Below are 13,175 nucleotides of genomic sequence, written 5' to 3' on the forward strand. Positions count from 1 at the left end.
GACGCCCCGCCCCCGGTGCCTCGGACGGCGTGAGGCGGAGGAGTTGGTGCTGGGATGACGGCAGGGCGGGCGATGCCCACACAGGATGATGTGCTCGGGTACTTCGACACGCTGTCGAACTGGGGGCGGTGGGGCGACGACGACGAGCTCGGCACCCTGAACCACATCACCGACGAGGTCCGGCTGGCGGCGGCGCGGGCCGTGCGTCACGGCAGGGGCGTGTCGTGCGCGTGGGACATTGCCGTGCCGGAGGAGATGGAGCGCTCGACGACGGCGTGCCCGTGCGCCGCCGACATGCCGGGCGCCGAGGACATGCCGGTGCCCGGGTTCCGCAACGACCGGCGCTGGGGCTTTGCGCACGAGCGGCTCGGCATGATGTTCCACGGCAACACCATCACCCACGTCGACTCGCCGTGCCACCTGTTCTGGGACGGCACGATGTACAACGGGCGGTCGCACTCGTTGGTCGACGCCGCGACGGGGTCGGCGTGGGCGGCGGTCACGGCGGCGGCGAACGGCATCGTCACGCGTGGGGTCCTGCTCGACGTCGCGAGGGTCCGCGATGTGCCGTGGTTGGAACCGGGGCAGGGCGTGTTTCCCGACGACCTCGACGAGGCCGAGCGCCGCCAGGGTGTGCGGGTGCGACCCGGCGACGCGGTGCTCCTGCGGACCGGCGGTGGCCGGCTCCGGCACGAGGGCGGTGAGGCCGGCGGCATCACGCAGGCCGGCTGGCACGCGTCCTGCCTGCCGTGGCTGCACGAACGCCAGGTCGCGCTGATCGGCGCCGACACCCCCCAGGACGTTCAGCCGTCGGGGTACGAGGACGTGCTGATGCCGGTGCACGCCGTGAGCCTGGTCGCGATGGGCCTGTGGATGCTCGACAACTGCGACCTGGAGGCGTGCGCCGCGACGGCCGCCGAGCTCGGCCAGTGGGACTTCCACCTCGCCGTCGCGCCGGTCCGCTTCGCCGGTACGTCCGGCAGCCCGGTCAACCCGATCGCCACGTTCTGACGGCGGTCACGAGCCTTCAACGGCCGGCGGGGGCGGCGCGCCTCGGTTCGGTGGTGCAGAACAGGAGCAGCGCCGAGGAGGCCAGCGCCAGGACGGCCATGACCACGAACCCGATGGAGTACGCGCCGGTCCGCTGGACCAGCAGGCCCATCACGGCCGGGGCCACGATGCCGGACAGGGAGAACGCCGCATCGGCGAACCCGGCGGCCGCCCCGGGCTGGGTCGGGGCCGCGTCGATGGCCGCGACCCACCAGATGCCACCGGTGATGAAGCCGCAGCCCACGCCGAGGGAGATGAACACGATGGACACCGTCAGCGAGGGCGCGGCGACGATCGGGATCAGGGCCGCGCCGGAGAGCAGCAGCGCGATGCCGATGATGACGAACCGGCCGCGGATCCGTTGGGTGCGGGCGTAGGCGGTGTCGACGAGGACGCCGCCGAGCACCGCGCCGACGATGCCGGCGGCCCAGGGCACGGTGGCCAGCAGGCCGACGGTGGTCAGGCCGAGGTGGTACTGGTTCTCCAGGTAGGCGGGCAGCCAGTACATGAAGCACCAGAAGATGAACCCCCAGCCGAAGTAGCCGACGCCGACGATCCACAGGTTGCGGTTGCGCAGGATCGCCGCCCAGTCGATCGCCGGCTCGTGGGCGCTGCGTTCCTCGGCGAGCAGGCCGGCGGTGATGTGTGCCCGCTCGGCCGCGCTCACCCGGCGGGACTGCCTCGGGGTGTCCCGCAGCAGCACGCCGGCGACCACCAGCCAGGCCACGCCGAGCAGGGCCAGGATGTAGAACGTCGAGCGCCAGCCCGCGGTGCCGATCAGCCAGGCGCTCAGCGGGCCGCCCACCAGCAGGCTGCCGGACACCGCCACGCCGCCGATCATGGCCAGCGCCACGCCCCGCTCGCGTTGCGGCAGCCAGCGGCTGAACAGGCGGGTCGCGGCCGGGAAGCTGGGGCCCTCGCCGGCGCCGAGCAGGATCCGGATCACCGGCAGCCCGGCGAACCCGCCCGACATCGGCACCAGCGCGGTGGCCACCGTCCAGACCGCCATGCTGGCCAGCAGGATCTTCCGGCAGCCGTACCTGTCGGTGAGCGGGCCGACCAGGAACGCGAACACCAGGTAGCCGATGTTGAAGGCGCTGTTGATGACCCCGTAGCCGGCGTTGTCGATGCCCAGCTCGGTGCCCAGCGGTCCGAGCGCGTAGGACAGCGCGCTCCGGTCGATGTAGTTGATCGCGACCAGCGAGACGATCAGCAGGACGATCGTCCAACGGTGCGGGAAACGCATGGTCACCTCGCCTCGTCAGCGGCCGGTCGGGAGCGGGCCGTAGACGTCGGTCCTGCGGTCGTGCATGAGGTGGTTGTACGGGCTCCAGGTGCGCGCCGAGCGGATCGCCTCCAGGTCGATCTCGGCGGCCACGACCTGCTCGTCGGTGTCGCCGGCGAGCGGGGCGAGCAGTTGGCCGCGCGGCCCGACCAGGGTGCTGGCGCCGAGGAAACGCTGGCCGCGCTCCTCCCCCACCCGGTCGGCGACCGCGATGGACATCCCGTTGCAGGTGGCCGCCGCGATCGCCAGCGTGACGCCGGCCGGGTGGGAGCCCTCGGCGTCGCCCGGCCCGCGCACCCAGTTGACCGGCATCGCGACCAGGTCGGCGCGTTGCGCGGCCAGCGCGCGGAAGGTCTCCGGGAACCAGGCGTCGTAGCACACCGCCAGGCCGATGCGGCCGATCTCGGTGTGGACGACGCGGACGCCGAGGTCGCCCGGCTCGAAGTAGAGGTTCTCGGTGTTCCAGAGGTGCAGCTTGCGGTAGGTGCCGAGGTGCCCGTCCGGGCCGTAGAGCACCGCCGAGCTGTACAGGTCGGCCCCGTCCCGCTCGGCCAGCCCGGCGACCAAGTAGGCGCCGGTCTCCCGGCACACCTCGAGGAACGCCGAGGACGCCGGGCCGTCGGGCACCGGCTCGGCCAGCGCGTGGGCCTCGGCGCGGGAGGCGAGCACGTAGCCGGAGTTGCACAGCTCCGGCAGCACCAGCAGCCGCGCCCCCGCCCGCGCCGCCGACCGGGCCAGCCGCACGGCAGTCGCGATGTTCCGCGAGGGCTCGCCGACCGCACACTCCATCTGCAGGCAGGCGACCCGGTAGCGGGCGCTCATCGGGCGGTGGGCCGGTGCAGGTAGCGGCCGGTGGGCAGGCCGTGCACCTTCCCGTCCCGGTAGACGGGCTGGCCGCGCAGGAAGGTCGCGGTGACCGTGGAGCCGATCTCCAGGCCCCGGAACGGGGAGTACTCCTGGGTGGACTCGGAGTCGGCCGGGTCCACCACCCACGACCTGTCGGGGTCGATGAGCGCGATGTCCGCGTCGTAGCCGGGCGCGATGTCGCCCTTGGTGGGCAGGCCGAACCGGCGCGCCGGGTTCCACGCGGTGAGCTCGGCGACCCGGCGCATCGACAGCCCTCGGGCGCGGCCCTCGCCGACCAGGCCGGGCAGCAGGTACTCGGTGCCGCCGAAGCCGGACTTGGCCTCGAAGACGTCTTCTCGGTCGGCGCCGAACTTGGTGGCCTCCTTGCAGCAGGCGTGGTCGGACACCACCCAGTCCACCTGCCCGTCCAGCAGGTGCCGCCACAGCGCCTCGACGTCCTCGCGGGGCCGCAGCGGCGGGTTCACCTTGCCGCCGATCCCGTCGGCGGTGCTCACGTCCGCGAGCAGGTGGCCGATGGTGACCTCGCGGCGGAAGTCCACGTGCGGGAACGCGCGCGCCATCAGCACGGCCGCCTCCATCGCCTTGGCCGAGGACAGGTGCAGCAGGTTGATGGTGGGCAGCCCGGTCTCGTGCGCGAGGTAGGAGGCGATCGTGACGGCAAGGCCCTCGGAGTGCGGCGGGCGGGACGCGCTGTAGGCCTCCAGCCCGGACAGCTTCCCGTCCCGCTCGACCAGCTCGGTGTAGGCGGTCATGATCTCGGCGGTCTCGCAGTGCAGGGACAGCGAGATCGCGTCGGACAGCTCGGGGAACCGCTCGCGGGCGCGCTGGATGCCGCGCATGACGAACTCGAAGTGCGCGAGGTCGTAGCGCTCCCCCTCCGGGATCATCAGGAACTCGTTCTGCCGGTTCGAGCGGCCGTGCAGGCCGTGGCCGCCGTAGAACATGAAGATCTTGAACGAGGTCACGCCGTGTTCGCTGATCAGGTCGGGGATCTCGTCGATGTGCGAGGACTGCATCGGCGCCAGGTGGAAGGCGTAGTCCACATAGGACTTTCCGGCCGCGCCGGCGAGCACCTCGGGGAACACCTCGGCGTAGCTGCCGCCCCGATTGAGGTAGTACTGGCCGGTGCGGATGTAGGTCAGCGAGGTGGTGACCCCGCCCTGCGCGCAGGCCCGGCTCTCGGTGGCGGTGTCCTCGGCCAGCGGGTTGTAGATGCCCCAGTGCTGGTGCGCGTCCACCACGCCGGGGAAGGCCAGGTGGCCGGCGCCGTCGACGACCTCCCTGGCCTGGTCGGCGCCGATGTCGGGGGCCACGGCGACGATCTTCTCGCCGGTGATCGCGATGTCCGCGCCGGGCACCTCGTCGGTGCCGGGGCGGACCACGCGGACGTCCTTGATGAGCAGGTCGTAGGCCGTCATCGGTGTTCTCCTCCGTCCGAGAGTCCGGCCGCGTGTGCCGCGGCCAGGTAGGCCAGCCCGAGCGCGGGCAGCAGGCCGTTGCCGCCGAGGTAGCCCGACGTGCCCCGCCCGGAGATGCCGACCGCGGCGCCGCCCGAGGCGTAGACGCCGGTGATCGGCTCGCCGTCCTGGGAGAGGACACGGGCGTGGTCGTCCACCACCAGGCCGCCCTGGGTGTGGAACAGCGCGGGCAGCACCCGGACCGCCCGCAGCGGCGGGGCCAGCGCGGCCTCGAACCCGGTGCGACCGAACCTGTCGCGGTCCCGCTCGCCGCCCGCGACGGCCGCCGCCTCGGCCAGCTCCGCGCGCAGCGCGCCGGCCGGCACCGAGATCGCCGCCGCGAGGTCCTCGGCGGTGTCGGCTGTGTGTACGGCGCCGGCCTCGACGGCATCTTTGTAGTCGACGAACGCGGTGCTCAGCTCGTGGATGCGCAGGTCGAACACGATCCAGCCGGTGGCGCCGGGCTGGGCGGCCAGCACCGAGGCGTACTCGGAGTAGCCGCTGGTCTCGTCGCCGAAGCGGCGGCCGTCGCGGTTCACCAGGAACCCGCCGTGCATGATCGTGGTCCAGGTGACGAGGGTGCGGGCGGTGGCGGACAGGCCGGCGTGACCCTGGTAGGCGTCCAGGCATGCGGTGCGCGCGCCGAGCGCGGACCCGATCCGCAGCGCGTCGCCGGTGGAGTGCTCGCCGCCGTGGTAGGTGGCGGCGGCGATCTCGGGCAGGTGGTGGCGGACCAGCTCGGCGTTCGCGCCGTAGCCGTTGGTGGCGAGCAGCGCGGCGCCGGCGGTGACCTCTTCGGTGTCGCCGCCCGGGTGCCGGAGCACCGCGCGGATCGCGTCGCCGTCCGGGTGCAGGTCCGTCAGCCGGCACGGCACCAGCAGGTCGACCAGGTCGTGGCGTCGGGCCGCCTCGGACAGCACGGCCAAGAGCCGCGACCCGTGCCGGCCGGGGACGGTGTGCACCCTGGGCACGGCGTGGCCCGGGTAGTGCACGTCGGTGGCCAGCTCCAGCGGGAGCCCGACGTGGTCGGCCAGCCATTCGACCAGCTCGGCGCTCACCTCGGCCAGGGCGCGGGCAACGGCCGGCTCGGCGGTCCCCCGCGTCTTGCGCTCGATGTCGGCCAGGAAGCACGCCGGCGAGTCGTCGATGCCCGCCGCCCGCTGGTAGCGCGAGCCGGCGCCGGGGATCATCGCGGTGGACATCGCTGTGTTGTTGCCGCGCAGGTGGTGCCGGTCGGCGTCCACCACCAGCACGCGCTGCCCCAGCTCGGCCGCGCGCAATGCCCCGGCCAGGCCACCACCGGCCCCGGCCACGAGCAGGTCGACATCGGTCACGGCCGTACCGCCAGCCGTCGCAGGGCGGTCGCGGCCGGGTCCACCACCAGCACCTCGGCGCCGGCCGACCGGTCCACCTCCACCGCGGAGCAGCCGTTGATCACCGCCGTGGCACCGCGCGCGGCCAGGTCGTCGATGGCCCGGCGCAGCGCGGCGTTCCACCGCCCGGCGTCGGACACCGCGTCGAAGCCGAGGTCCAGCAGCGTGACCGCCACCAGGGCGTCGCCGAACCCGTATGCGCGCGCCTTGCGGCCCAGCTCGTCGCCGATCACCGCGTTGCGGGTGACCGCCGCGATCCGGTGCCCGGCGGCGGCGAGGTGCTCCAGCGTCAGCCGCAGCATGCCCCGTCTTCCCGGCGCGTCGGCGGCGGGGTCGAGGACGCAGTCGGGCAGCACGTAGTCGTAGCCGTCTATCCGCGAGAGGGCGGCCGCCACCGCCCGTTCCGAGGCGTCCAGGTCCTCGGCGCGCTCCAGCCGGTCGGGCGCGCCGGCGCCGACGTCGGCCAGGTGGACCTCGACCCCGGGCGGGGCGATCTCGGCGTATCGGGCCGCCCGCCGGGCCAGCTCGTCCGCACCGACCCGGATGGGCGTCACCGAGTAGACGCGGATCACGACCGGACCTCCGCCAGCCGGCCGAGCAGCTCCCTGGCGCCCTGGGCCCGAGGCAACCGGTCGACCACGTCCCACAGCGTGTCCGGATCGCCGAACAGCTCGGCCAGCTGGTCGCGGCCCAGCGGGTGGAAGTCGCTGTCACCGACCGGGTTGGGCACCTCCTCGACCCACCGGCGCCCGTCCTCGGTGAGCACGGTCATCCGAGCCGCGCGCTGGTCGGGCAGCCGACGGGTCAGCTCGGGATCCTCGGTGACCTCGACGCGGCGGGCCAGCTCGGCCAGCTTCGGATCGTCCACCGCCTGTTCGGGGCCGACCTTGCCGTCCAACAGCGCCGCCGCCACCACGAACGGGACGGAGAACATCGCCGAGAGCCGGTTGTGCCACCCGGTGCGGTTCAGTCCCGCGCCCAGCGCGTGGGTGTCCACCCGCACGGCCGCGACCCGCCGCGCGATCTCGGCGGCTGCGACGCCGTCGAACAGCTCCGACCTTGCCCGCAGCGCCAGGTCGGCGGCCGGGTGGGTGAAGGAGCAGGACGCGTGCCGCTTGAAGTAGTTGCCCAGCACGTCGTACCGCTCACCGAGCAACTCCGTCAGCCTCCCCGGATCGAACTCCCCCAGCAGCCCGCCGAGCGAGAGCGCCGCCGTGCCGGTGTTGCGGGCCACCCCGGCCTCGGCCATCCGGGCGGCCGCGATGCCCGAGTGGTTCGCCATCCCCATCCAGGCGTCGCGGACCGGGTTGCCGTCCAGCGCGGAGTCGAAATGGCCGGCCACCGGCATGCCCGAGCCGGCGTCGATCGCGGCGGCCACGCGGGCGGCGTCCAGCCCGAGCAGCACCGCGCACCCGGCCGCCGCGCCGGGCACCCCCCAGTTGCCGTGCGGGTGCACGCCGGCGTTGAGCGCGGTGGTCCGCCCGAACCGGGCCGACACCTCGTAGGCCACCAGCAGCGCCGCCAGCACGCGCGGGCCCGGGACGTCCAGCTCCGCCGCGAGCGCGAGCACCGCCGGGAAGCCGTGCGCGGACGGATGGCCTCCGGCGTGCTTGTTCCCCTCGTCCAGCTCCAGGCACACCATCGCCTGGGCGTTCAGGAACGCCGCCGTGGGCGCGTCCACGCGGCGCTTGCCGGCCACCAGCGGGGCGTCGCCGGGCGCGGCGGGCCAGGCCGCCCGCAATGCCCGCTGGTCCTCGGTGCCGGCGCCGAGCGCGGTGGCCCCCAGCGCGTCGAACAGCACCGTCCGGAGCCGCTCGGCCACCTCCGAGGGGACGTCCTCCCAGGCCAGCGCGCTCGCCCAGCCCGCCAACCCGTCCACGGCCGCCCCGGTCGCCCCGCGTTGGTCGGACATCGGCTCCCCTTTCTGTACCGCTGAACGGAACAGGTTGGCAACTAGTCGAATGCTGGCATTTTCCGCTGTCGTTCGTCAATGTTCACGGACCTGCTTGACAGGTCGCGGCAACGCGGGCGATGCTCTGTTCCGCTTGGCGGTACGAGCGTGCGGAGGGTTCGATGGCGGACACCGGTGGTGGCACCGAGGCGGCGGCCCGGGTTGTCGACGTCCTGTTGCTGTTCACCGACGCGCCCTCGACGCTGGGCGTCACCCGGATCGCCCGCGAGCTCGCGCTGAGCAAGGCGGTGGTGCACCGGATCCTGCAGACGCTGGTCGCCCGGGGGATGGTGGCGTTCGACCCGGAGCGCCGGGAGTACCGGCTGGGTCCGGCCGCCAGCGCGCTGGGCGCCCGGGCGCTGCGGGACTCCGACCTGCGCTCGGCCGCGCTGGAGGTGATGCGCGAGCTGCGCAACGACACCCACGAGACGGCCACCCTCACCGCGCTGGTCCCGGGCGGGCGGGTCTACCTGGAGCAGGTCACCGGCACGCACGAGATCAAGATGACGGTCGAGCTGGGCCGGCGGTTTCCCCTGCACGCCGGCAGCTCCGGCAAGTGCATGCTCGCCTTCCTCGGCGAGGACGCCCGCGAGGCCGCGCTGTCCGAGCCGCTGGCCGCGCTCACGCCGAACACGGTGACCGACGCCGAGGCGCTGCGGGCCGAGCTGAAGGTGATCCGCGACAGCGGCTACGCCCACTCCGGCGGGGAGCGCCAGCACGACGCCGGCTCGGTGGCCGCCGCCGTGTTCGGGGCGACCGGCGAGGTCATCGGCGCGATCTCGGTGTGCGGCCCGCGCTACCGGGTGACGCCCGAGTTCGTGCACGAGATCGCGCCCCGGGTGATGGCCGCCGCCGAGCGGGTCTCACGCCGGATGGGCTGGACGGGTCAGTAGACACCGACACACTCAGGAGGCCGATACATGCCAGACACCCAGCCCGGCGCGCTCGACGGCCTGCGGGTGCTCGACGTCGCGACGCTGTTCGCCGGGCCGCTGGCCGCGACCATGCTCGCCGACCACGGCGCGGACGTGATCAAGATCGAGCACCCGCGCGGCGACCCGGCGCGCACCCACGGCGCCAGCCGCGACGGCGTCGGCCTGTGGTGGAAGATGCTGGCCCGCAACAAGCGGGCGATCACGCTCTACCTGGGCTCGCCGGCCGGCCAGGAGCTGTTCCGGACGATGGTCGCCGACGCCGACGTGGTGATCGAGAACTTCCGGCCGGGCACGCTGGAGCGCTGGGGCCTGGGCTACGACGTGCTCTCCGAGATCAACCCCCGGCTGGTGCTGGCACGGGTGACCGGCTTCGGCCAGACCGGCCCGTACGCCCGCCGGCCCGGCTTCGGCACGCTGGCCGAGGCGATGAGCGGGTTCGCCGCGATCACCGGCGAGCCGGACGGCCCGCCCACCCTGCCGCCGTTCGGGCTCGCCGACGGCATCGCGGCGCTGACCACCGCGTTCGGCATCATGACCGCGCTGCGTTCCCGGGATCGCACCGGCCGGGGCCAGGTCCTGGACATGGCGATCATCGAGCCGATCCTGACCGTGCTCGGGGGGCAGGTCACGGTGTACGACCAGCTCGGCGAGCTGCAGGCCCGCACCGGGAACCGATCGGCCAACAACGCGCCGCGCAACACCTACCGGTGCGCGGACGGCTCCTGGGTGGCGGTGTCCACCAGCGCGCAGTCCATCGCGGAGCGGGTCATGCGGCTGGTCGGCCGGCCGGACTACATCGACCAGCCGTGGTTCAACAGCGGCAGCGGGCGCGGCGAGCACGCCGACGAGCTGGACGCGGCGGTGGGCGGCTGGATCGCGGAGCGCGAGCGCGACGAGGTGATGGCCGAGTTCGAGCGGGCCAACGCGGCGGTGGCGCCGATCTACACCGCCGCCGACGTGATGTCCGACCCGCAGTTCGAGGCGCTGGGCAGCATCGTCAGCATCGAGGACGAGGAGCTGGGGCCGGTCCGGATGCAGAACGTCCCGTTCCGGCTCAGCGACACCCCCGGACGGGTGCGCAGCGCCGGTCCCGCCCTGGGTCGGCACACCGCCGAGGTGCTCGCCGGCTACGGGGTGGACGAGGCACGGCTCGACGCGCTGCGCGCGGACGGTGTGGTGTGATCGGCCGCGCCCGGAGCTGGCTGTACGTGCCGGCGAGCCGCCCCGGGCTGCTGGCCAAGGCGATGGCCGGGCCGGCCGACGCGGTGGTCTACGACCTGGAGGACGCGGTCCCCGCCGACGCCAAGGACGCCGCGCGCCGCAACGCGCTGGACGCGTTGAGCAGCCGCCCGCTGCCGAAGCCGCTCTGGGTCCGGATCAACCCGCCCGACACCCCGTACGGACATGCCGACGTCGACGCGCTGGCCGGTGTCGAGGTGCCCGGACTGCGGGTGCCGAAGTGCGCCGACCCGGCGGCGGTGGCACGGCTGGCCGATCGGCTCGGCGCGCCGCTGCACCTGCTCGTCGAGTCCGCCGCCGGGGTGGAGCACGCGTTCGCGCTGGCCCGCTGCCACCCGCTGGTGGCCTGCGTGTCGCTCGGCGAGGCCGACCTGCGCGCCGACCTGAGGGTGCGCGCGCACACCGCGCTGGACTGGGCGCGCCAGCGGGTGGTGGTCGCCAACCGCGCCGCGGGGTTGCCGAGCCCGCCGCACGCGGTGTGGACCGACCTCGGCGACCTCGACGGCCTGGTCGCGGACACCGAACGCGCCCGCGACCACGGCCTGTTCGGCCGCTCGGTGGTGCACCCGCGCCAGGTCGAGCCGGTGCACCGGGTGTTCACCCCGGACGCCGACGAGCTGGCCGCCGCCCGCGCGCTGCTGGAGTCCATGCGCGAGAACACCGCGAACGGCGTGGCCGCCTGGGTGGACGAACGCGGCCGGTTCGTCGACCCGGCGATCGTCGCGAGCGCCCAGTGGCTGGTCGACCGTGCCAGTGCAATCGAGGAAGGGACCTCACGTTGACCCGTAGTCTGCTTGCGGCCGTGGCCGAGGGTGTCACCACCGTCGAGCTGGGGCAGCCGCTGTTCACCGGGATGCCCTGCTCGCCCAACCATCCCGGGTTCCGGATGTCCCTGTCACGCCGGCACGGCGACGCGGTCCGGCCCGACGGCGGCTCGGCGGCCAGCGAGGTCCTGATCACCGGCGGGCACGTGGGAACGCACATCGACGCGCTCGCGCACGTCAGCCACGACGGGCTGCTGCACGGCGGGCTCGACGCGGCGCAGGCGCAGCGCGGCGGGAGGTTCAGCGAGCACGGCGCGGAGCGGATCCCGCCGATCGTCACCCGGGGCGTGCTGCTGGACGTGGCCGCCGCGCGCGGCGTGGACGTGCTCGACCCCGGCTACGGCGTCACCGAGGCGGACCTGGCCGCCGCCTCGGAGCGGGCCGGGGTGGAGCCGGCGGCCGGTGACGTTGCGCTGGTCCGCACGGGCTGGGCACAACACTTCTCCGACGCCGCACGCTACCTCGGGCACGACTCCGGCGTCCCGGGCGTGACCGAGCCGGCCGCGCGCTGGCTGGCCGACCGGGGCGTGGTCGCGACCGGCGCGGACACCACCGCCTACGAGCAGATCCCGGCCGGGCAGGGCCACCGGGTGCTGCCCGTGCACCGGCTGCTGCTGGTGGAGCGCGGCATCTACATCGTCGAGCACCTCGACCTGGAGGCCGCCGCCGGCCAGGGCCTCACCGAGTTCCTGTTCGTGCTGCTGCCGCTGCGGATCGTGGGCGGCACCGGGTCGCCGGTGCGCCCGATCGCGGTGCTCGGCGCATGACCCCGGCACAGCGGATCGGGGCGCTGGCCGCCGAGGTCGCGGCCGAGGGCCTGCCCGGCGAACTGCGCGACGACCTGGCCGCCCGGGTGGTCGACCTGCTCGGCAACTGCCTGGCCGCGCTCGGTGAGAAGCCCGCCACCGCGGTCGCCGAGGTGACCCGGTCCTGGGGCGGTCACGGCGCGGCCACCGCGATCGGGTCGCCGGACCGGCTGCCCGCGCCGTCGGCCGCGCTGGTCAACGGCACGCTGGCGCACGCGCTGGACTTCGACGACACCCACCTCCCCTCGGTGCTGCACCCGTCGGCGGCGGTCATCCCGGCGGCGCTGGCGGTCGCGGAGGCGGTCGGGGCGTCCGGGCCGGAGTTCCTGGACGCCGCCACCGTCGGCATCGAGGTCACCTGCCGGCTGGGCATGGCCGGCTACGACGAGCGCGGCGCCAACTCCGTGTTCTTCGACAGGGGCCAGCACGCGACGGCCATCTGCGGCACCGTGGGCGCCGCCGTCGCCGCCGGGATGCTGCGCGGCCTGGACGCGGACGGCATCACCTCCGCGATCGGCATCGCGTGCAGCATGGGCTCGGGCGTGATCGAGGCCAACCGGACCGGCGGCACCGTCAAGCGGGTGCACTGCGGCTGGGCCGCGCACGCCGGCGTGGTCGCCGCCGACCTGGCGCACGCCGGCCTGACCGGCCCCCCGACCGTGCTGGAGGGCAGGTTCGGGTTCCTGCGCGCGTTCTGCGGCGAGAACCACGACGTCGGCAGGGTCACCGACCGCCTCGGCGAGCACTGGGAGACCCCGGGCATCTTCTTCAAGCCGTACCCGTGCAACCACTTCACCCACGCCGGCATCGACGCCGCGCTGCGGCTGCGCGCCGCCGGCGTGAACCCCGACGACATCGTCGAGCTGACCCTCGGCGCCCCGGCACCGGTGCTGCACACCATCGGCGAGCCGCTGCCCGAGAAGCGCCGCCCGCGCTCCGGCTACCACGGCGCGTTCAGCGGCCCCTACACGGTCGCGGCGGCGCTGCTCGGCGGCGGCGGGCTCGGCGTGTTCCACCAGGACTTCACCGACGCCGCCGTGGCGGACCCGGCCAGGCTCGCGCTGGCCGACAAGGTCAGCTGCGTCGCCGACGAGCGGTGCACCCGGGAGTTCCCCCGCCAGTTCCCCGCCGTGCTCACCGCGCGCCTGCGCGACGGCCGCACCCTCACCGAGCGGGTCACGCACAACCGGGGCGGCCCCGCGCACCCGCTGTCCGAGCGGGAGCTGACCACCAAGTTCACCCTCAACGCGGAGCGCGCGCTGTCGAAAACGCACGCCGCCCGCGTTGCCGACGCGGCCTGGGGGCTGCGCACCGACCGCACCGTCGCGGATGTGACGGCGGAGCTCCATCCCGATCCGCCGCCCGGAAACACGAGGTGAGTAAGTAAC

Annotated in this window: 12 protein-coding genes; 6 read left to right on the forward strand and 6 right to left on the reverse strand. The window is 74.2% G+C overall.

What is annotated here, in order from left to right:
* Positions 1-54: 54 nt before the first annotated feature.
* The gene (locus N912_RS0104945) at positions 55-1,011 is read left to right on the forward strand and encodes a cyclase family protein (protein WP_245645180.1); all 957 of its coding nucleotides are present in this window, start codon (positions 55-57) and stop codon (positions 1,009-1,011) included.
* Positions 1,012-1,027: 16 nt separating this feature from the next.
* Here the strand turns inward: N912_RS0104945 and N912_RS0104950 are convergent, their stop codons facing one another.
* Genes N912_RS0104950 through N912_RS49550 form a run of 6 tightly spaced genes read right to left on the reverse strand, consistent with a single transcriptional unit; the run spans position 1,028 to position 7,944 of the window.
* Positions 1,028-2,296: an MFS transporter gene (locus tag N912_RS0104950; RefSeq protein ID WP_028921567.1), complete on the reverse strand. Its 1,269-nt coding sequence runs from the start codon at positions 2,294-2,296 to the stop codon at positions 1,028-1,030.
* A 15-nt stretch (positions 2,297-2,311) separates the two neighbouring features.
* Positions 2,312-3,157 carry a nitrilase-related carbon-nitrogen hydrolase gene (locus N912_RS0104955; protein ID WP_028921568.1) on the reverse strand — a complete coding sequence of 282 codons (846 nt, stop codon included), beginning with the start codon at positions 3,155-3,157 and terminating at the stop codon, positions 2,312-2,314.
* The gene (locus N912_RS0104960; RefSeq protein WP_028921569.1) at positions 3,154-4,620 is read right to left on the reverse strand and encodes a dihydroorotase; all 1,467 of its coding nucleotides are present in this window, start codon (positions 4,618-4,620) and stop codon (positions 3,154-3,156) included. Before N912_RS0104960 ends, N912_RS0104955 begins: the two co-directional genes overlap by 4 nt.
* Positions 4,617-5,993, reverse strand: a complete 1,377-nt coding sequence (locus N912_RS0104965) for an FAD-dependent oxidoreductase (protein ID WP_028921570.1) — start codon at positions 5,991-5,993, stop codon at positions 4,617-4,619. The genes N912_RS0104960 and N912_RS0104965 overlap by 4 nt, the downstream gene beginning before the upstream one ends.
* The gene (locus N912_RS0104970) at positions 5,990-6,604 is read right to left on the reverse strand and encodes an aspartate/glutamate racemase family protein (protein WP_245645181.1); all 615 of its coding nucleotides are present in this window, start codon (positions 6,602-6,604) and stop codon (positions 5,990-5,992) included. The genes N912_RS0104965 and N912_RS0104970 overlap by 4 nt, the downstream gene beginning before the upstream one ends.
* Positions 6,601-7,944, reverse strand: a complete 1,344-nt coding sequence (locus N912_RS49550; protein ID WP_051579653.1) for an MmgE/PrpD family protein — start codon at positions 7,942-7,944, stop codon at positions 6,601-6,603. The genes N912_RS0104970 and N912_RS49550 overlap by 4 nt, the downstream gene beginning before the upstream one ends.
* Before the next feature lie 161 nt (positions 7,945-8,105).
* Here N912_RS49550 and N912_RS0104980 point away from each other — a divergent pair, with 161 nt between their 5' ends.
* Genes N912_RS0104980 through N912_RS49555 form a run of 5 tightly spaced genes read left to right on the forward strand, consistent with a single transcriptional unit; the run spans position 8,106 to position 13,166 of the window.
* Positions 8,106-8,876, forward strand: coding sequence for an IclR family transcriptional regulator (locus N912_RS0104980; RefSeq protein ID WP_028921572.1), 771 nt, complete (start codon positions 8,106-8,108; stop codon positions 8,874-8,876).
* 27 nt (positions 8,877-8,903) lie between these two features.
* Positions 8,904-10,100 (forward strand): CaiB/BaiF CoA transferase family protein, encoded by a 1,197-nt coding sequence (locus N912_RS0104985; protein ID WP_028921573.1) that lies wholly within the window; start codon positions 8,904-8,906, stop codon positions 10,098-10,100.
* Positions 10,097-10,939, forward strand: coding sequence for an HpcH/HpaI aldolase/citrate lyase family protein (locus N912_RS0104990; protein ID WP_028921574.1), 843 nt, complete (start codon positions 10,097-10,099; stop codon positions 10,937-10,939). Before N912_RS0104985 ends, N912_RS0104990 begins: the two co-directional genes overlap by 4 nt.
* Positions 10,940-10,959: 20 nt before the next feature.
* Entirely contained in the window at positions 10,960-11,748 is a 789-nt protein-coding gene (locus N912_RS0104995) for a cyclase family protein (RefSeq protein WP_245645182.1), read from the forward strand.
* The gene (locus N912_RS49555; protein ID WP_051579654.1) at positions 11,745-13,166 is read left to right on the forward strand and encodes an MmgE/PrpD family protein; all 1,422 of its coding nucleotides are present in this window, start codon (positions 11,745-11,747) and stop codon (positions 13,164-13,166) included. Before N912_RS0104995 ends, N912_RS49555 begins: the two co-directional genes overlap by 4 nt.
* The last annotated feature ends 9 nt before the right edge of the window (positions 13,167-13,175 follow it).

The sequence above is a fragment of the Actinospineispora acaciae DSM 45401 genome (assembly GCF_000620785.1).
GTDB lineage: Bacteria > Actinomycetota > Actinomycetes > Mycobacteriales > Pseudonocardiaceae > Pseudonocardia > Pseudonocardia acaciae.